Here is an 18,765-nt window from a genome sequence, read left to right on the forward strand (position 1 = left end):
TTGCCGTGTGCCTGGCGTCACGCAATCAATATCTTCGAATACTTTCGCAAAGCATACGTTTTAGGATGCGCGCACCTTCACCGCAGGTGTGCGCTGCCGGCTATTTCCCGGCTCGCCCTGTGACGTGATGGCGCGGCCTGCATGGTTCGCCGCATGCGGGGCCGTTTCATTCCGGCGCCAGGAAATACTCCCATGACGTTTCGTTCCAAGCGACCGATGTCGATCGGCCGCGCCGTTGTTGCGCTTGCCATTTGCACCGCTGCGCCCGCGAGCCTTGCAGGCACATTGCTATCGCCCTCCATCTCGGCTGCAGATGATCAACGTATCGATGCGCTGATGCCGCCGCTACTGCGCACACCCGCCACCGCACGTGTTGCGCCCGAGCAGCGTGCCGGCATGCAGCACAGCACTGCCGCGGTATCGCGTGCATTTCCGTTGGTTACACAGGAATTCAAGCAATTTCTGGATGCGCAGGCACAGCGCAGCTACGCCACGCGCGAGGTCACCGCCAAGGTCCGCGACCCATCTGCCTTCGCGCAGATGCAGCGTTATCTGTTCAACCGCTACAACGGCCTGACCGTGCTGCGCAGCGTGCATCAGCGCGGCAAGGTGTTCGACTGCATCCCGCTCGCGCAGCAGCCCGCGTTGCGCGATGGCGGCGCGCTTGCCATGCCGCCCAGCATTGCCGCCGGTGTCAGCAGCAGCGCCCCACTCGATGCGGCGCAACGCTGCGATGCTGGCAGTGTGCCGTTGCAGCGTATCGGTCTGGCTGACATCAGCCAACACGCAACGCTGCGAGCGTTCTTGCGCGGCACCACACCGCAGGCGACGGCACCCGACCGCCCCACTCTGCTAGCCGCCGCGGAGGATGCCGCGTCGGTGGTGCATTACTACTCCACCATTTACCTGGACACCGCCGGCTCGCCAGTGACCGGCGCCGGTGCCGATCTCAATACCTGGGTGCCGGCCGTGCGCGCCAACGATGCGCAGTCGATCAGCCAGATCTGGCTGGCTGGATACACGGCGCAACGGCAGATCCAGACCCTGGAAGCCGGCTGGCAAACCCAACCTGGCGCAGGCTGGGGCAACACGCCGATCCTGTTTATCTATTCCACGCAGGACGGCTATATCAACACCGGCTGCCATAATCTGGATTGCGCCGACTTCGTGCAGACCAGCACGGCGAATGTGCTCGGCGCAGCGCCCGCCGTCGGCTTCAGCACGGCGGGCGGCAAGCAGGCCATGTTGCATGTGGAATTCCAACGCAATGCCGACGGCTATTGGTGGTTCGGCTTGAATGGCGAATGGATCGGCTACTACAAGGCCGAGCTGTATGCCGGCGACATTGCCGAAGGCAGCGCCAACATCTTCATCTCGGCCGGTGGCGAAATTTCCACCTGGGATGGTCGCCCCAGCACACCAATGGGCAGCGGGCGGTTCGCATCGGCCGGCTACCGGCAGGCCGCGTTCCAGGCCAACCACTTTTATCGCGATGCGGCCATGGCCACCTGGCCTGCACAACGGTTGTCATCGATGAGTGTGGAGCAGCCGTCGTGCTACACGTTGGCGATTGCCGGCTACAGCTACCCGTATGCGTTGGGAGCCGGCGTCTCCCGCACCAGCCTGTCGCCGGAGATGCAGAACGGCGGCATCTACTTCGGTGGGCCGGGCTGCGCCCGCTGAGTCGCTGCGAACGCGCGCACTGCTGCAGCGCGCGCGTTCGCTTGTTGGCCACGACACGAGCCCGCATGCGGTTGCGCAGTTGTGCGGTGCATGCTGAAACGTCAGAACTGCCAGCACCACTGCAGCGTGCGGCCAAGTGGTGGTGGTTTATCGGCGTGCCCAATGCAGAGTGCTCATCACGACAGGCGCGCCCACCCTGTCTGGTGGTCCTTGCACGCTACACACAGCCAGCAAGGACTCACCACGCCACTCGCCGTGGCAATGGATGCCGGCTTACGGCAAATCCACGCCTGCGCACACGGCCGGGCGCGCATCCTTGATCTGCTGCACGCCACTGGCATCGAACTGCAGCGCCGCATGTTTCGGCGCGAATGCCGGCCATGCGGGCAAGCCCTTGGCGTTGGGATTGCCGCGCTGCACGAATGCCGCCCAATATTTTTGCAGGCTCACCGGTGGCTGGCCGATGGGCAGGTCCTTGAACAGGAACGGCAATTCGGCGCTGTGAGTCACCTGCCCATCCGGCGCTGCGGTGTCGAACACGTAATGCCACACCGGCACGCCGAGCGCGGCCTGGCGCTGCGCTACAGTCACCGCCGGGCAGCGAAAAGTGAGATCGGTGGACAGCTGCATCGCGGCATTGCCCTGGCGCTCGGTACGTTGCGCCGCATGCTTACGCTGCGCCTGCAACACCGCCTCGGCGCGGTCGGGATAATCGCGACGCAGACGCGCCTGTGCGCCCTGGTCGCCGCCGTAAGTGAGCTCCTGCACCACGTAGCCGATCAACAGCGGCACCTTGGCCTGTGCGCCGCTGGCCAGCAGCTCGGCCGGTGCGCGCGGCAGCACGCGGCCATCGACAACGGCTTGCAACCAGATGTAGCCATCGTCATCCAACGCTGGCACATCCACGCCCTGCCCGGCCTTGAGCAACTGTTCCACCGGCAATGCGCGTAATTGGCTCAGGCGCGTTGCGGCATCGTCGATACCCGCACGTTTGGCGATGGCAACGCCCAACGCGCGATTGTCTTCCAGGCTGCGCGCCGGCAGCCCGAAACCGGCGGTGCCGCTTTGTTCGATCGCTGCAGAAAACAGCCCGCGCGCGAGTGGGCTGAGCATCAGCAAGCCCACATCCTGGCCACCGGCCGACTGCCCGGCGATGGTGACTCGCGCAGGGTCGCCGCCGAACTGCGCGATGTTATCGCGCACCCAGCGCAGCGCGGCGATCTGGTCGAGCAACGCGTAGTTGCCGGCCGCTTGGTTGTCGCCATCGCGCAGTTCCGGCAGCGACAGGAAGCCCAACGCGCCCAGCCGGTACTGCAGCGTCACCACCAGCATGTTCTGCGCGACAAGATTGGTGGGCAGATGCCCATCCGCACCGCCGGCGACATTGGCGCCGCCATGGATCCACACAAACACCGGCAACGGGGTTGCCGGCTTCAGCGTGGGTGTCTGCACTTCGACGTAGAGGCAGTCTTCGCTGCCGCGCCTGGCCATCGCATCGTTCCAGCCCAGCGCTGGCTGCACGCACGGCGTGGCCGGCTGCGTGGCGTCACGCACCTGCGTCCATGCGGCAACCGGTTGCGGCGGGCGCCAGCGCAACGCGCCCAGCGGCGGCGCAGCGAAGGGGATGCCACGAAACACCGCACTGCCGTCGGCCTGCCATTGCCCACGCACCACACCGTGATCGGTGCGCGCTTCCGGCGGCGTCGCAGGAAGCGCGGACGCGGCAGCAAACGCGCTACCGCTCAGCGTGCAAAGGGCAGCAAGCAACCAGACCGATGGACGCATCACAGCGCTCCGGTGTCGACGCGGGCGCGCCAGGCCGCCTGAAACACGGCGGTGGCCGACGCCACATTGAGGCTTTCGACCTTGCCGCTGCCGCGGATGGATAACTGCAGATCGCACTCGCGTGCGAACTGGCGATCCATGCCTGCGCTTTCTGCACCCATCACATACACCAGACGCTGCGGCAACGCGGCGGCAAAGACATCGTGCCCACCGTCGACCAGCGTGGCCGCGATCGCGAAGCCGGCCTGGCGCAGCTGCGTCAGCGCCACTGCGGTCTCGGGCAATTGCACCAGCGGCACGGCTTCGGCACCGCCTTCGGCCACGCGCGCGGCGGCGCCGGACAGGCCCAGCGTGGAGCCGGCCGACAGCAGCAAACCGGCCACGCCGAAATGCGCCGACGAGCGCAAGATCGCACCGAAGTTGTGCGGGTTGCCCACGCCATCCAGCCACAGCGCCAGCACCGGGCCAGGCGGCAATGCCGCCAGCCACTCCTGCAACGGCTGCGGCGATACCCGCAACACCTCGGCCACGATGCCTTCGTGATGCGTACTGGACGCCAGCTTGGTGAGGTCGGCCTCCTCCACCACGCGGTAACCGATGCGCTGGGTGACGCACCAGGCCAGCAAAGCCTTGAACTGCGGAATGCGCGCCTCGGTCAGGTAGAGCTTGCGCAGCGCCTGCGGACGCGCGTCGAACACCGCCTGGATGGCATTGATACCGTACAGGCGCAGCTCGCGCGCGGTGTTGGCGTTGGCAGCGGCCGGTGCGGCGGCGGCGGTGCGTACCGCAGGCGCAGCCGGTGCCGGCGCACGTGGCGCCGCACGGCCCCAGGGGTTGAGCGGCGCAGCGCCGCTGCCGGTGTTGTCGCGTGGCGGCCGTGCGCCACGTCCATCATGCTGTTTCATCGTTGTGTCCAGAAATCCGCGTTCTTGATGCCGAGCGACACCGGATCGAAGACCGGATCCAGCCCCTGGCGTTTTTGCCGTTCGTAATCCTTCAAGGCCAGCATGGCCGGCTTGTGCAGGATCAGGATGGCGATGATGTTGAGCCAGGCCATGACGCCGACGCCGATGTCGCCCAGCGCCCAGGCCAGCTGCGCATTGTGGAACGCGCCGAAGATCACCATGCCCATGATGCCCAGGCGCAGCAGCAGCACGGTGAGCGGCCGGCGGCGGCTGCCATTGATGTAGCTCAGGTTGGTTTCGGCCATGTAGTAATAGGCCATGATGGTGGTGAAGGCGAAGAAGAACAGCGCCACCGCCACAAAGCCCGCGCCCCAGCCCGGCAGCACCGATTCCACTGCCGCCTGCGCATAACCGGGGCCTTCTTCCACCCCGCTCAGGCCGGCGTACAGGCCCGGCTTGGCACCATCGGGCGCGTACACGTTGTACTTGCCGGTGGTGAGGATCAGGAACGCGGTGGCGGTGCACACCATCATCGTGTCGAAGTAGATCGCAAACGCCTGCACGTAGCCCTGCTTGGCCGGATGCGACACCTCTGCCGCTGCCGCAGCATGCGGCCCGGTGCCCTGCCCGGCTTCGTTGGCGTAGATGCCGCGCTTGACGCCCCATTCCACCGCCAGCCCCAGCAAGGCGCCGAACGCGGCATGGCTGCCGAATGCACTGCTGAAGATGGTGACGAACATGTCCGGCACGCGCTCGGCGTTGAGCACCATTATGACCAGCGCCATCAGGATGTAGCCCATCGCCATGAACGGCACCACGATTTCGGCGAAGTTGGCGATGCGCTTGACGCCGCCGAAGATGATCACCGCCAGCATGCATGCCACCAGGATGCCGATGCCCAGCTTGGCCGCATCGCGCATCGGCAGGCCCATCCACTGCCCGTCCATCGCACCGCACAGGCTGGTGCCCCGGCAGGCGTTGATGGCGCTGTCGGCAATCGCATTGGCCTGGACGCCCGGCATCAGAAAGCCGGTGGCGATGATGGTGGCCACCGCGAAGGTGAGCGCGTACCACTTCAGACCCATCGCCTTTTCGATGTAGTACGCCGGGCCGCCGCGATAGCGGCCATCGGCATCCTTGATCTTGTAGATCTGCGCCAGCGTCGATTCCACGTACGACGTGGACGCGCCGAGAAAGCCCATCACCCACATCCAGAAGATCGCGCCCGGCCCACCGAAGGCGATGGCGGTGGCGACGCCGGCGATGTTGCCGATACCGATACGCCCGGCCATCGACATCGCCAATGCCTGGAACGAAGACACCCCGGCATCGGACTTCTGCCCGCCCACGGTGAGGCGAATCATTTCCACGAACCCGCGCACCTGCATGAAACGGGTGCGGATGGTGAAGTAAACGCCTGCGCCCAGACACATGAAAATCAGTGCCTTGCTCCAGACGATGCCGTTGATGCCATTGATGAGTGCTTCCACGCAATCTCCCCGAGTGCTGGATCGTGAACCCCAGCGCCGTGGGGAGTGGGTCGATTCTGGCCGAAAGCGCCGCTCGATGCGACGTGCGTGCGAGTTGCGCCGTCAGCGCATGACAACGTGCCGGCGGCGCATGTACAGATCGTGTGCACCATCGTGGGGCATCGGCGCTGCACGCCGCATGCCCTGTGCAACGACGCCAGTGGTATGCAGGAGCTTGGCCGAGACCGGATGCACGTCGCGAGCGGTCATCGGATAGCGGTGGACGGTGCGCTCGGAACCGGCGTGTGTGCAGGGCACATGCCGGTTCCGAGCAGCGACCGCAGCCGCCTGGCTGTCGCGCAGTCGCGTTGTTGGCCGCTTCTGGCGCTCAGCGCTTGGCGGTCTGCGCCTGCTTGAGCGCGGCGCACAGGCGGATGGTTTCGCCGGTCTGCGCCAGGCCACGGTCGGCGCCGCTGAGTTTGGCCAGGCGTGGCTGGAAGAAGGCATCCAGGCGGTCGGCCTCTTCCACGCTGCAGCCACCGGATGCGCCGAGCGCCGGCAGACCGCCGCCGTCGAACGACCCGCTGCGCTGCACGATGCGGTCGAAGTTGGCGGTGAACCACGGCCACATCGACGCATGCGAAGCCTCATAGCTGTTCCCACGCGTCAGCATGCTCTTCATCTCGCCGACCTTGATGGCATCGGTCAACGCAAAATCGCGCACCTGCTTGAGCAACGCCGGGTCCTGCACCGCACCCAGTGCAGCGATCATGGCGTTGCGCTGTGCGGGGTCGGCGTGCGTGCGCAATGCCGCGATCAGGGTCTGCACCGCGGGGGCGCCGCGTTCCTGCGCGGTGACCGCCAGCACGGTGCCGAGCAGATCCGGGTTGGCCGCAGAAAAGTCCAGCGCCCCGTTGCCACCGGCCAGCACCGCATCGCCCTGGGCAAGCAGCGCCTTGCGCACTTCCGCGTTCTGCAGGCGTAACCCAAACAGCCCGGCCAGCGACGACCGCAGCGCGGTGTCGTCGACCGATTCGCCGCTACGCCGCACGTAACCCAGCTGGCGCAGACGCGGCAAATACGCCTGTTCGGCGGCCTTGCGCAACGCGCCGCGCTGCGCCTCGGTGCTGGCCTGGTAGCGCCAGATCCACCCGAAGCGATCCACCAGCGCGGTCGAGACATCGGCCGATGCGGACGGCGCCAGCTGCTTGAGCGCCATCAACACCGCATCGCTGTCGGCATCGCCGTGGCGGTAGGCCGCATCGATGGCATCGGCGTAGGCCAACTGCTCGTTATCGTCGAGCTGAGCGACCTGCTTGCCGAGTGCGGCCAGCTGCTTCTTCGGCAGGCTGAAACGGTAATAGCCGGCGCCATGCGCGTTCGGGAACACCCAGGTGTTCTTGCCGGCGCCGTCCAGCACGATGCTGCCGCTGCCGTCTTCCAGCAGCTGGCAGGCGGTACCGACCTGGTTCTTGCCCTTGCCGTACTTCACGCACACCGGCACGCCCCACTGCTGCGCGGTGGAGCCGGTCGAACCCAGCGGCAAATACCGCTGCTGCTGCAGCTTGACCACAGTCTTGCCGCCTTCGCGCGCCACCTGGGTCTGCAGGTACGGCACACCCGGCTGATTCAAGAAGCTGCGGAATGCCGCCTTGAAGTCTTCGCCCTTGCCGGCGGCTTCGGCGATCGCATCGACCAGATCGTCGGCGGTGGCGCTGCCGAACTGATGCTTGGCGATGTAGGCGCGCATGCCTTCGCGGAACACGTCCTCGCCAACGAAGGCTTCGAACATCGCCAGCACCGCCGCACCCTTCTGATAGGTGATGCCGTCGAAAGCGGTTTCGATATCGCCGTTACCGGTGATCGGCTGGCGGATCTTGCGTGCGCTGACCAGGCTGTCGTTATTCATCGCGTATTGCGCGCCGCCGATGCGATCCAGGTTGGCGTGATATTCCGGGTGCAGCTGCATGGTGATTTTCTGCTGCATCCAGGTGGCGAAGGCTTCGTTGAGCCACAGGTCGTCCCACCATTCCATGGTCACGGTGTCGCCGGTCCACTGATGCGCCAGCTCGTGCGCGTTGGTGTTGAAGGAGCGCTGCACGTTTTCGGCCGGCGAATCCTTGTCCAGCAACAGCAGCCAGTCGCGGAAGGTCACGAACCCGGGGTTTTCCATCGCGCCAGCGCTGAAATCCGGGGCGGCGACCAGATCGAGCTTGTCGAACGGATAACCGAAGGCGTAGTAGTCCTCCAGCGCGGCGATGATCGCCGGGGTCTGGTCCAGCGCCGGAGTGATACGCGGGCCCTGACCCTGGGCGGCGATGCCGCGCAGCGGCGTGGCGTTGGGGCGCTGCGGGGTGGCCGGCATGGGCGGCACGTCCACCACATCCCACGGGCCGGCGGCGTAGGCGACCAGGTAGGTCGGCAACGGCACGGTCGGCGCGAAGGTCACCGTCTTCCAGCCCTTGCCGGCCGGCTTGGTCGAGGTGGCGATGGTATTGGCCAGCGCCTGATCGTCGCTGGGCACGGTCAGGCTGAGGTCGAACGGGGTCTTGAACGCCGGCTCATCGAAGCCCGGGAACGCGTAGCGCGCACTGATCGGCTCCATCTGCGTCATCGCATACGCCTTGCCCTGGTATTTCACCTGATACAGGCCCTGCAGCTGCTGGTTGAGCGGCGCGCTGTAGGTGATATCCACGGTGAGCGTCTGCGGCTTGAGCGTGCGCCCGAACTCCAGGCGAACCACACCGGTCTGCGCATCGGCATCCACATAGCGCGCGGTGAGCGCCTTGCCCTTGGCCGGCTTGACCGTGGCCTTGCTGACCTTCAGCTCCTTGCCGTGCAGCCACAGATGGTCGGACGCCTGCTTGAGCTGCACGCGGATAGTGGTGCGGCCACTGAACTGCGCCTGCTCGGGGTCGACCTTGATCGCCAGGCTATAGCGCTCGGGCACCGCCCAGGTCGGCAACCGGCCATTGGGTACCGGCTCGCCGGACGTCTGCGCGAGTGCGTTACCGCAGCACAGCGCAAGGAGGGAAGGAGCAAGCAGGCAGGCAAGACGACGCATGGGCAATTCCGGTCAGGGTAACCGCCGAAGTCGACCACAGCCGGGGATGACTGTCATGTGACCTTAGTCACTGCACCAGCGCAGCGAAGGCTGTCGATGCCGACGCTGGCGGCTGCGATAAACGCAGTGGCCATACCAGGCACAGTTGCGCTACAGGCGTGACCGTGACTGGCACGCATGCGCCGCGTGCAGCCATCCGCACGCTCGCACACCGTAGCTGCGCCCGGCATCCGGGTGCTGCACCCAACATCGCCAACCAGCGGAACTGCGGGATACCCATCACTCGCGCAGGCGCATTGCTGCAACCGCGCACGCGTGTCGAGCAGCGCTTAGAGCGGCTAAAACGCCTGGCGCGCAGTCGTCAGGTAGGCGTGGACGACGCGCTCAAAACCAGAGTGCATTAGTCACACATGCCACGCCGGGCACCGGCCACGCCCGCCTGGCGGCGAGCGTGATCGTTTTGACGGCCGCGCTTACGCGTGCCCGCCCACCGATGGCGTGGTTGCCTCCAGGGTTTCCAGCTCGCGTGCGACCGCTTCCGGCGACTTGGTGTACGGGGCGATCAGGCTGTAGAACGCCGGCACCACGTACAGCGACAGCAGCGTGGACAGCGACACACCGAAGATCACTACCACGCCGATAGTGGCGCGGCTGGCCGAGCCGGGCCCGCCGGCCACCACCAGCGGAATCGCGCCGACCACCGTGGCGATCGAAGTCATCAGGATGGGGCGCAACCGCACCGAGGCCGATTCCACGATGGCCTGATGCACGCTGCGGCCTTCGTCGCGCAACTGATTGGCGAACTCCACGATCAAAATGCCGTTCTTCGCCGCCAGGCCCACCAGCATCACGATGCCGATCTGACTGAACAGGTTGAGCGTGCCACCGGTGAGCCACAGTCCGACCAATGCACCCAGCACCGCCAGCGGCACGGTGAGCATGATCACCAACGGATGCGCAAAACTTTCGAACTGCGCAGCCAGCACCAGATACACCACCAGCAGGGCCATGCCGAAGGTCAGCAACACCGCGCTACCGGATTGCTGGTATTCGCGCGATTCGCCCTTCCAGTCCAGCTGCGCGTATTCCGGCAGTTCTTCCTGCGCGGCCTGCTGCGCCCAGGCGATGGCATCGCCCAACGGGTAGCCCGGCGCCAGACCGGCGGTGATGGTGATCGCGCGCAGGCGATTGAAGCGGTTCAAGGTGCCGGCTTCGGCCACTTCGCTCAAGCTCACCAGGTTGGACAGCGGAATCAGCTCGCCACGGGTGGAGCGCACGCGGATGGCGGTAAGGTCCTCCGGCGACATGCGACCTTCGCGCCCGGCCTGCAACATCACGTCGTATTCCTCGCCGTTGTCGACGAAAGTGGTGACGCGGCGCGAGCCCATCATCGCCTCAAGCGCGCCACCGATGGCGGTGACCGGTACGCCCAGATCGGCCGCGCGCAGGCGGTCGATGTTGACGCGCATCTGCGGGCGGGTTTCCTTGTAATCCGAGTCCGGGCCGACCAGACCGGGATTGGCTTCCATGCGCTGCAGGATGCGGTCGCGCCACTGCGCGATCTCGGCATAGTCCGGGCCACCGAGCACCAGTTGGAATGGTTGGCCGCGGCTGCGCACCAGGCCGCCACTGACCTGCGTGCGTGCGCGCACGCCGCTAAGCACGCTGAGCTTTTGTTGCAGCTCATCGGCCACTTCGGTAGTGGGGCGTGTGCGTTTTTCCCAGTCCTGCAAGAACACGCTGACGCGGCCGGTGTGCATTTCCTCGCTGCTGCCGAAGCCGCCGGGCACGCGCGGGTTGGCGCGCACGATGGGTTTGTCCGGGCCCACGTACGGGCGCAGGATGTCTTCGACCTGATGCATCTGCCCGACGGTGTAATCGAAGCCGGCGCCTTCGGGCCCGTCGATCATGATCTGGAAATTACCGCGATCTTCCGCCGGCGCCAGTTCGGATGGAATGCGGCTCATCAACCAGGCGCTCGCGCCCAAGGCCAGCAGCATGAGCAGCGCGAAGATCCAGGTGCGGTGCACGTGACGCTCCAGCGAGCGCCCGTACGCGCCGGACACCGCCTGCATGCGCCCGTTGAACCAATGATGGAACCGATTGGGTTTGGCCACGCTGTGCGAGCGCAGCAGCTTGGACGACATCATCGGCGTCAGCGTCAGCGCCACGAAAGCCGAGATCGCCACCGCCGCGGCCAGTGCCACCGCCAACTCGCGGAACAAGCGCCCGGTATTGCCTTCCAGAAATCCCACCGGCAGGAACACCGCCACCAGTACGGCGGTGGTCGCGATCACCGCGAATGCCACCTGGCCGGTACCGCGCCTGGCGGCCACCAAAGGCGGCTCGCCCAGATCGATACGGCGCTGGATGTTTTCCACCACCACGATGGCGTCGTCCACCACCAGGCCGATACACAGCACCAGCGCCAGCAAGGTGAGCAGGTTGATCGAGAAATCGAACGCGTACAGCGCAATGAACGCAGCGATCAGACACACCGGCACGGTGACCGCCGGAATCAGCGCCGCACGTGCGCTACCCAGAAACACCCAGATCACCACCAGCACCAGCACCACCGCTTCGACCAGTGTGTGATAGACGCGCTCCACCGCCGCATCGATGAAGGTGGTGGTGTCGAAGGCGACAAAGATGTTGGTGCCCTGCGGCAGCGACTTCTGCACTTCTTCGGCCTGCGCGCGCGCTTCGCGCGCCACATCCAGCGCGTTGGCGGTGGAATTGCGCACGATGCCCAGGCCCACGTTGGGCACGCCATTGCTCTGGAAATAGGCGCGCCGTTCGGCCGAGGTCAACTCCACCTTGGCCACATCGCCCAAGCGCACCACATAGCCGCCCTCGCCCTTGCTCAACGGCAACTTGGCGAAGTCTTCCGGCTTGAGGTAGCTGCGCTCCACACGCAAGGTGAAATCGCGCTGCGCCGATTCGATGCTGCCGGCCGGCAACTCCACGTTTTCGTTCTGCAGCGCCGTTTCGACATCGGCCACGGTGAGTGCGCGTGCGGCCAGTTGGTCGCGGTCCAGCCAGATGCGCATCGCATAGCGCTGGCGTCCGCCGATGCGCACCTGCGCCACGCCATCCAGGCTGGAAAAGCGGTCCACCACATAGCGCTCGGCGTAGTCGGATAGCTGCAGCGTGTCCATCGTGCTGGAGCTCATGTTGAGCCACAGGATGGGATCGGCGTCGGCTTCGACCTTGGAGATTTCCGGCGGGCGCGCCTGGTCGGGCATACGGTCGGAGACGCGGCTCACCGCATCGCGCACATCGTTGGCGGCCGCTTCCACATCGCGCGACTGCACGAACTCGATACTGATGTCGGACGAGCCATTGCGACTGCGCGCTTCGATGGTGGCAATGCCCTCGATACCGGCCAGCGCGTCTTCCAGCACCTGGGTGATGCGGCTTTCCACCACCGCTGCCGAGGCGCCGGTGTATTCCACATCCACCGAAACGATGGGCGGGTCGATCGCCGGCAGTTCGCGCAGCGTGAGGCGGGTGAACGACATCACCCCCAACACGATCAGCAACAGGCTCATCACCACCGCCATCACCGGGCGGGTAATGGACAGGTCGGAGAGCTTCATTGTGCTGCGGCCTGCGGACGCGTCGACGCGGGCGCGGCCTGGTCGACCACCTTCAGGCCCGGACGCAGCTTGCCGGTGCCATCCACCACGATGCGCTCACCAGCCTTGACGCCCTCCAGAATCTCCACCTTGCCATCGCGCCGTTCGCCCAGGCGCACATCGGCACGCTCCACGCTGCTGTCGGGTTTGACCCGGAACACGTACGACTCGCGCCCCACCTGCACCACCGCAATCTCCGGGATCACCACCGCCTGCCGCGCCGGCTGCAGCAGCCGCACATCCAGCAGCATGCCCGGGCGCAGGCGGCGATCGTCGTTGGGGAAGTCCGCACGCACGGTCACCGAGCGGGTGGTCTCGTCGATGCGCGAATCGATCGCGGCAACGATGCCGTCGAAGCGCGCACCCGGATACGCCGCCGCGGTGCCATTGACGGTATTGCCGAGCTGCACCAGACCGAACTGCGATTCCGGCACCTGAAAATCCACGTACATGCGCGCCACATCGTCCAGCGTGGCGATCACGGTGCTCGAGGTGATCAACGACCCGGGGCTGATCTGGCGGATGCCCAGCACGCCGGAAAACGGCGCGCGCACTTCGCGGTCGGTGATTTCCGCGCGCATCTGCTGCACCCGCGCCTGCGCTGCGTCGCGCAGGGCGCGCTGGGTGTCGACTGTGGACTTGGCGACCAATTGCTGCCCAACCAGGCTCAACTGGCGACGATAGAGCTGGTCGGTTTCCTCGAAGGTGGCTTGCGCGGCGGTCAACGCGGCCTGCTGCGAATTGCCGCGCAGCCGCAGCAGCAACTGCCCGGCCTTGACCTCATCGCCGCTGTCGAAATTGACCTGCTCGACCACATCGCTGACCGCCGCAGTGAGCGCGACCGATTCGCGCGCACGTACGGTGGCGATCGATTGCACGGTGGAGTTCCAGGGCTGCACCGCAACCGGCTGCACGACCACCGGGATGGGCTTGGCAGCGGCCGGCGCGCTGGCCTGACGGGCACAACCGGACAGCCACACGGCCAACAAGAGCGCGGCGCAATTGCGCGCGCTGGGCAGAACAAGCATCAGAACATCCTGGCGGGGTACCGCGAAAGTTTACCGACCTCACCGCCAAGCGTTGACAGAAAGGGCGCGCTTTGCACCATGACCAAAGACCCTTGCCGTCGTCGTCATGATGCGCTGGTCGGCGCGGCCCTCGACATTGCATACCAGCGCCCGGGCAAGCCCGATGGCGCAAACCCGCGCGGTCACTCCACGATGGGGTCTGCCGCCACGCGCACTACGCGGGAGACTGGATGCCACGTCCTGATGCCTGCGCTCAGCGTTCCAGCCCCAGAAACTCGAGCACGTGGCGCGCCAGCGCCTCTACATTCTCACCATCGGCGTGAAGATGGATCTCCGGCGTCTCGGGCGCCTCGTACGGCGAGTCGATCCCGGTGAAATTGGGGATCTGCCCGGCCCGCGCCTTGCGGTACAACCCCTTCACGTCGCGCGCTTCTGCCACCGCCAGCGGCACATCCACAAACACTTCGACAAACTCGCCCGTATCGAAACGCTCGCGCGCCAGTTGCCGCTCGGCGCGGAACGGCGAAATAAAACTGACCAGCACGATCAGGCCGGCATCGGCCATCAGGCGCGCCACTTCGGCCACGCGGCGGATGTTTTCCACGCGGTCTTCGTCGGTGAAACCCAGATCGCGGTTGAGCCCATGGCGCACGTTGTCGCCATCCAGGATGAAGGTGTGATAGCCCAAGGCATGCAGGCGCTTGTCAACCAGGTTGGCGACGGTGGATTTGCCCGCCCCCGACAGGCCGGTGAACCACAGCACGCGCGGCGCCTGGCCCTTGATGCGCGCACGAGCACCGCGGTCCACGTCCAGATGCTGCCAATGCACGTTACCGGCGCGGCGCAACGCAAACTCCAGCGTGCCCGCGGCCACGGTGGCATTGCTCTGCCGGTCGATCAGGATGAACCCGCCGAGCACGCGGTTGCGGGCGTACGGCGCGAAGGCGATGGGTTCGTCCAAGGCGAGATTGCAGTAGCCCACTTCGTTGAGCTCCAGCCGCTTGGCCGCCAGCCGCTCTTGCGTATTCACATCGACTTTGTGCTTGATCTCGCTGACGCTCACGGTGACCGTGCGCGTGCCGATCTTGAGCCAGTACGGGCGGCCGGGCAGCAGCGCGGCATCGTCCATCCACAGCAAATGTGCAGCGAACTGGTCGGCCACTTCCGGCGGGTCGTCGATGGCGGCGATGATGTCGCCACGGCTGATATCGATCTCATCGCGTAGCGTCAGCGTCACCGCCTGCCCTGCGCGTGCGCTGGCCACCGCGCCGTTGGCATCCAGCACCGCAGCCACATGCGAACGCCGGCCCGATGGCACCACCACCACGGCATCGCCCACGCGCACCTGCCCCGCCGCGATGGTGCCGGCATAGCCGCGGAACTGTGAGTTGGGGCGGTTGACCCACTGCACCGGCAGGCGCAGGCCGCTATCGGCGTCGGGCGGCTCCAGTTGCACGCTATCCAGATGCTGCAGCAGATGCGGGCCGCTGTACCACGGCATGCGGGTGGAGCCGCTGGACAGGTTTTCGCCGGCCAGCGCCGACAACGGGATGCACTGCACATCGGCAATACCCAGCTGCGTCGCCAGTGCGCGGTAGCTCTCGGCGATGGCGCTGAAGACGTCGGCGTCGTAGTCCACCAGATCCATCTTGTTGACCGCCAGCACCACGTGGCGGATGCCCAGCAACGACACGATGTAGCTGTGGCGGCGCGTCTGCACGAGCAAGCCCTTGCGCGCATCCACCAGCACCACCGCCACATCGGCGCTGGACGCACCGGTGGCCATGTTGCGTGTGTACTGCTCGTGGCCCGGGCAGTCGGCGACGATGAATTTGCGTTGGTCGGTATCGAAATAGCGATACGCCACATCGATGGTGATGCCCTGCTCGCGCTCGGCTGCCAGCCCGTCCATCAACAACGCGTAATCGATACCCTCGCCTTGCGTGCCATGCCGCCGGCTATCGCTTTCCAGAGCCGCCAGCTGATCGTCGAACAAGCGCTTGCTGTCGTACAGCAACCGTCCAATCAAGGTGCTCTTGCCATCGTCCACGCTGCCGCAGGTGATGAAGCGCAGCAGCGGTTTGGATTCGTGCTGCTGCAGGTAAGTGTCGATGGTGCCGGGAATCGGGAGTGGGAAATCGGGAATGGCACAAGCCGCCTCCTCGATCGATGTAGACGCAGCGAACCGCTGTTGCGATTCCCCATTCCCGCTTCCCCATTCACTGCCCATCAGAAATACCCCTCAAGCTTTTTCTGTTCCATCGATGCGCCGGGTGCGTGGTCGATCATGCGGCCCTGACGCTCGGAGCTGGTGCTGACCAGCATTTCGGCGATCACCGCTTCCAGGGTGTCGGCGGTGGAGTCGATCGCGCCGGTCAGCGGGTAGCAGCCCAGCGTGCGGAAGCGCACCGAGCGCAGCTGCGGGGTTTCGCCCGGCTGCAGCGGCAGGCGGGCGTCGTCGACCATGATCAACGCACCGTCGCGCTCCACCACCGGGCGCGCTGCCGCGAAATACAGCGGCACCACCGGGATCTTTTCGCGGTAGATGTACAGCCAGATATCCAGCTCGGTCCAGTTGGACAACGGAAACACGCGCACGCTCTCGCCGGGTTTGGTGCGGGCGTTGTAGAGGTTCCACAGTTCCGGACGCTGGTTTTTCGGGTCCCAGCGATGGCGTGCATTGCGGAACGAAAACACCCGCTCCTTGGCGCGCGACTTTTCTTCGTCGCGCCTTGCCCCGCCGATCGCCGCATCGAACGCGCCGTGTTCCAACGCCTGCTTCAGGCCCTGGGTCTTCATGATGTCGGTGTGCACCGCGGCGCCGTGGCTGATCGGGCCGATGTCCTGCGCGATGCCATCGGGATTGATGTGCACGCGCAGATCCACCCCGGTTTCGGCCGCGCGGCGGTCGCGGAAGGCGATCATCTCGCGGAATTTCCAGCGCGTGTCCACATGCAGCAGCGGGATCGGCGGGGGCGACGGCGCAAACGCCTTGAGCAGCAGATGCAGCAGCACCGAGCTGTCCTTGCCGACCGAATACAGCATCACCGGTGCCCGGAACTCGGCGGCGACCTCGCGCAGGATGTGGATGCTTTCGGCTTCGAGCCGGTCGAGATGGGACAGCGGGGGCAGGGTCATCAGGATGTCGGGAGCGGCGGCAGGCAAGACCAGCCGATGGTAGGCCAAGGCAGCGCAGTGTGTGGCGGGCAGATGTCTGCTTGAAATAAGCGGCCGGCATAAGGCGATAACCGGTGATCCTTTCTGGACCAGCGAACGCTTCCCTAACATCGTTCATCCAATCCCCGCCCCTGGATCCGAATGACCGCCGCCAGTTCCGCGCTACCGCCCAGCCCCTTGCCCGACGAGCGCAAGGCGCTGCTGGAACGGTTGGTCGACGGCCTGGATACTGCCGCGCTGTGGTGGCTGTCCGGCTACACCGCCGGGCTGGCACAGGGTCATCCGCCGCGCTCGCTGGCGGTGCTGCCAGGCGGGCAACCGCAGGCCGCCGCGCAGGACAGCCAGCGCCTGACCGTGGTGTACGGCAGCCAGACCGGCAATGCGCGCCGCCAGGCCGAGCAGCTGGCCGCCGATGCCGAGGCCGCCGGGCTGAGCGTGCGGTTGCTGCGCGCCGATGCCTACCCCACCCGCGAACTGGCTAACGAACGCCTGTTGTACGTGGTGATCAGCACCCAGGGCGAAGGCGACCCGCCGGACGATGCGATCGGCCTGGTCGAATTCCTGACCGGCCGCCGCGCGCCCAAGCTGCCCGAACTCAAGTACGCGGTGCTGGGCCTGGGCGATTCCAGTTATGCGGAGTTTTGCGGCATTGCGCGGCGCATCGACGACCGCCTGGCCGAGCTCGGCGCCAGCCGTGTGCAGCCGCGCGGCGAAGCCGACCTGGACATCGACAGCATCGCCGACCCGTGGCGCGCGCAAGCGCTCAAGCATGCGCGCGAGCAGCTCAAGAGCGCTCCCCACTCGGCCACGGTCACGCCGCTGCGCAGCAATCCGGTGGCGCCGGTGTGGTCGCACCAGCATCCGTTTGCTGCCGAGTTGCTGGCCAACCAGATCATCAGCGGGCGCGACTTCAAGGGCCCGGGCTTTCGCGTCTATGCGCAGCCCGGCAAGCGCGTGCGGCATCTGGAATTTTCGCTGGAAGGCAGCGGCCTGAGTTACGAACCCGGCGATGCCCTGGGCATCCGTCATCGCAATCCGCCCGCGCTGGTGGATGCGGTACTGCAGACCTTGCAGCTGGATGGTCATGCCGCGGTCACCGTCGGCGAAGAAACTCTGGCCTTGAACGAGTGGCTGACCACCCGGCGCGAACTGACCAAGCTGTCGCGGCCGTTCCTCACCGCCCATGCCGAGCGCGCACGCGCAGACGACCTGCAGGCGCTGCTCACCCCCACCCAGACTGCCGGCCTGGCGTCGTTGCTCTCCGATCATCAAGTGATCGACGTGCTGCGACGCTGGCCGGCGGATTGGGACCACGCCAGCCTGCTGGACACGCTGCGCCCGCTCACTCCGCGGCTGTATTCGATCGCCTCCAGCCGCAAGCGCGTGGGCGATGAAGTGCATCTGGCGGTGGATGAACTCAACTATCAGGCGCACGGGCATGCGCACCTGGGTTCGGCCAGCGGCTTTCTCGCCGCGCTTGCCGAAGGCGATACCGCCCCGGTCTACATCGAACCTAACACCCGCTTCCGCGTGCCCGCCGACGCGGACCGCGACATCCTGATGATCGGCCCGGGCACCGGCGTGGCGCCGTTCCGCGGCTTTGTGCAGGAACGCGCCGAAACCGGCGCCAAAGGCCGTAACTGGCTGTTCTTCGGCGCCCAGCATTTCAATACCGATTTCCTGTATCAGGCCGAGTGGCAGCAGGCCTTGCAACGCGGCGAGTTGCACGCGCTGGACCTGGCGTTCTCGCGCGACCATGCCGAAAAAATCTACGTGCAACACCGCCTGCGCGAACGCGGCGCCGAGGTCTACGCCTGGCTGCAGGGCGGCGCGCATCTCTATGTCTGTGGCGCCATCGGCATGGGCAAGGATGTGCACGCCGTATTGCTGGACATCGTCACCACCCACGGCGCCCGCAGCGCCGAAAACGCCGCCGCATATCTCACTCAGCTGCAGGTGGAGGGACGGTATGCGCGCGATGTTTATTAGTGCCGGGAATCGGGAGTGGGGAATCGG

The 18,765-nt window shown here is 66.1% G+C and carries 10 protein-coding genes and 1 other RNA gene; 2 read left to right on the forward strand and 9 right to left on the reverse strand.

Going from position 1 to position 18,765, the window contains the following annotated elements; all coding sequences use genetic code 11:
- The first annotated feature begins 192 nt into the window (after positions 1–192).
- Positions 193–1,683 carry a neprosin family prolyl endopeptidase gene (locus ABQU90_RS09515; protein ID WP_323522295.1) on the forward strand — a complete coding sequence of 497 codons (1,491 nt, stop codon included), beginning with the start codon at positions 193–195 and terminating at the stop codon, positions 1,681–1,683.
- Positions 1,684–1,956: 273 nt separating this feature from the next.
- Here the strand turns inward: ABQU90_RS09515 and ABQU90_RS09520 are convergent, their stop codons facing one another.
- The 9 genes from ABQU90_RS09520 to cysD all read right to left on the reverse strand — a co-directional run bounded on the left by ABQU90_RS09520 (position 1,957) and on the right by cysD (position 16,710).
- Positions 1,957–3,468 (reverse strand): carboxylesterase/lipase family protein, encoded by a 1,512-nt coding sequence (locus tag ABQU90_RS09520; protein WP_323522294.1) that lies wholly within the window; start codon positions 3,466–3,468, stop codon positions 1,957–1,959.
- Positions 3,468–4,373 (reverse strand): TrmH family RNA methyltransferase, encoded by a 906-nt coding sequence (locus tag ABQU90_RS09525; protein ID WP_323522293.1) that lies wholly within the window; start codon positions 4,371–4,373, stop codon positions 3,468–3,470. The genes ABQU90_RS09520 and ABQU90_RS09525 overlap by 1 nt, the downstream gene beginning before the upstream one ends.
- Complete coding sequence (locus ABQU90_RS09530) at positions 4,370–5,863, reverse strand: alanine/glycine:cation symporter family protein (protein WP_115554452.1); 1,494 nt, start codon at positions 5,861–5,863, stop codon at positions 4,370–4,372. Before ABQU90_RS09530 ends, ABQU90_RS09525 begins: the two co-directional genes overlap by 4 nt.
- A gap of 216 nt (positions 5,864–6,079) precedes the next feature.
- Positions 6,080–6,162, reverse strand: a non-coding RNA gene (locus ABQU90_RS09535) — sX9 sRNA.
- A 68-nt stretch (positions 6,163–6,230) separates the two neighbouring features.
- A complete protein-coding gene (locus ABQU90_RS09540; protein ID WP_323522292.1) occupies positions 6,231–8,906 on the reverse strand; it encodes a M1 family metallopeptidase in 2,676 nt (891 codons plus the stop codon).
- 473 nt (positions 8,907–9,379) lie between these two features.
- Positions 9,380–12,505: an efflux RND transporter permease subunit gene (locus tag ABQU90_RS09545; protein ID WP_055848786.1), complete on the reverse strand. Its 3,126-nt coding sequence runs from the start codon at positions 12,503–12,505 to the stop codon at positions 9,380–9,382.
- A complete protein-coding gene (locus ABQU90_RS09550; RefSeq protein ID WP_055848782.1) occupies positions 12,502–13,572 on the reverse strand; it encodes an efflux RND transporter periplasmic adaptor subunit in 1,071 nt (356 codons plus the stop codon). The genes ABQU90_RS09545 and ABQU90_RS09550 overlap by 4 nt, the downstream gene beginning before the upstream one ends.
- Positions 13,573–13,825: 253 nt before the next feature.
- Entirely contained in the window at positions 13,826–15,739 is a 1,914-nt protein-coding gene (gene cysN / locus ABQU90_RS09555) for a sulfate adenylyltransferase subunit CysN (RefSeq protein ID WP_323522396.1), read from the reverse strand.
- Between the two features lie 62 nt (positions 15,740–15,801).
- Positions 15,802–16,710 (reverse strand): sulfate adenylyltransferase subunit CysD, encoded by a 909-nt coding sequence (gene cysD / locus ABQU90_RS09560; protein ID WP_323522291.1) that lies wholly within the window; start codon positions 16,708–16,710, stop codon positions 15,802–15,804.
- Between the two features lie 180 nt (positions 16,711–16,890).
- Here cysD and ABQU90_RS09565 point away from each other — a divergent pair, with 180 nt between their 5' ends.
- Entirely contained in the window at positions 16,891–18,738 is a 1,848-nt protein-coding gene (locus tag ABQU90_RS09565) for an assimilatory sulfite reductase (NADPH) flavoprotein subunit (protein WP_323522290.1), read from the forward strand.
- The last annotated feature ends 27 nt before the right edge of the window (positions 18,739–18,765 follow it).

Source organism: Xanthomonas sp. WHRI 10207, from assembly GCF_040202975.1.
GTDB lineage: Bacteria > Pseudomonadota > Gammaproteobacteria > Xanthomonadales > Xanthomonadaceae > Xanthomonas.

Coding starts and splice junctions, on each gene's coding strand:
- ABQU90_RS09515 (WP_323522295.1), top strand. CDS start 193: ATGACGTTTCGTTCCAAGCGACCGATGTCGATCGGCCGCGCCGTTGTT.
- ABQU90_RS09550 (WP_055848782.1), bottom strand. CDS start 13,572: ATGCTTGTTCTGCCCAGCGCGCGCAATTGCGCCGCGCTCTTGTTGGCC.
- cysD (WP_323522291.1), bottom strand. CDS start 16,710: ATGACCCTGCCCCCGCTGTCCCATCTCGACCGGCTCGAAGCCGAAAGC.
- ABQU90_RS09525 (WP_323522293.1), bottom strand. CDS start 4,373: ATGAAACAGCATGATGGACGTGGCGCACGGCCGCCACGCGACAACACC.
- ABQU90_RS09540 (WP_323522292.1), bottom strand. CDS start 8,906: ATGCGTCGTCTTGCCTGCCTGCTTGCTCCTTCCCTCCTTGCGCTGTGC.
- ABQU90_RS09545 (WP_055848786.1), bottom strand. CDS start 12,505: ATGAAGCTCTCCGACCTGTCCATTACCCGCCCGGTGATGGCGGTGGTG.
- ABQU90_RS09565 (WP_323522290.1), top strand. CDS start 16,891: ATGACCGCCGCCAGTTCCGCGCTACCGCCCAGCCCCTTGCCCGACGAG.
- ABQU90_RS09520 (WP_323522294.1), bottom strand. CDS start 3,468: ATGCGTCCATCGGTCTGGTTGCTTGCTGCCCTTTGCACGCTGAGCGGT.